Here is a 587-nt window from a genome sequence, read left to right on the forward strand (position 1 = left end):
ACTACTACAACTCACAAGACTTTAAGAGGTCCTAGAGGTGGTATGATTATGACTAATGATGAAGATATTGCTAAAAAAATTAACTCTGCTATTTTCCCTGGATTACAAGGTGGACCATTAGTACATGTAATTGCAGCAAAAGCTGTTGCATTTAAAGAAATTTTAGATCCTTCATGGAAAGAGTACGCAAAACAAGTAAAAGCAAATGCTAAAAAACTAGGTGAAGTACTAGTTCAAAGAGGATATGATATTGTTTCTGGGGGAACAGATAATCACTTAGTATTAGTATCATTCTTAAATAAAGATTTCTCAGGTAAAGATGCAGATGCAGCATTACAAAATGCAGGTATTACTGTAAATAAGAATACAGTACCAGGTGAGACAAGATCTCCATTTGTTACATCAGGGGTTAGAATTGGTTCTCCTGCTTTAACTGCAAGAGGAATGAAAGAGAAAGAGTTTGAGTTTATTGCTAATAAGATTGCTGATATTTTAGATGATATTAACAACACAGAGCTTCAAGAACAAATTAAGCTAGAGCTTAAAGATTTAGCTTCTAACTTTGTTATTTACAACCAATCGACTTA

1 pseudogene is annotated in these 587 nt (G+C 33.2%); it reads left to right on the top strand.

Features of this window, described 5'->3' with window-relative positions:
* Positions 1–587: pseudogene (gene glyA / locus CP965_RS13995) on the top strand (serine hydroxymethyltransferase); the annotation flags it as partial.

It is taken from the genome of Halarcobacter mediterraneus (assembly GCF_004116625.1).
Taxonomy (GTDB): domain Bacteria; phylum Campylobacterota; class Campylobacteria; order Campylobacterales; family Arcobacteraceae; genus Halarcobacter; species Halarcobacter mediterraneus.